General features: G+C 32.2%; 1 pseudogene. It reads left to right on the forward strand.

The window, feature by feature from the left end:
- A pseudogene (locus CCY97_RS08360) lies at nucleotides 1-425 on the forward strand (autotransporter outer membrane beta-barrel domain-containing protein); the annotation flags it as partial.

Here is a 425-nt window from a genome sequence, read left to right on the forward strand (position 1 = left end):
AGAGCAAGTTCTTCTTTGGGAAGTTATAAGAATGCAAACTTGTATGCAAATGCTACTACTATAAGAAATGATCTGTTGTCTCAGAGTTCTAGTTATGCAAGCAATAAAAACAATCTTTTCTTTGTATTGCCTTATTACTCTTATACAAAAGTAGAACTTGATAGAGGAGTGTTTTCTAAAGGACATACACAAGGTTTGGTATTAGGATACAGCTTCTTTAATCCAAAATCAGATGATTACTATGGTATTTATATAGGATATGATGATTTCAGTGCACATTCACAATATTTCACCTTAGACAATAAGACATATTTTGCTGGATTAAAATACTACAATCCTCTCACTCCTTCACCAAACAAACAAGCCTATGTAAAGATAAATGCACAGGCAGGTCTTATCAAAAATAATATGACCCAAAAAGGTGA

Origin of the sequence: Helicobacter sp. 10-6591, from assembly GCF_003288805.1 — a bacterium.
Lineage (GTDB): Bacteria > Campylobacterota > Campylobacteria > Campylobacterales > Helicobacteraceae > Helicobacter_F.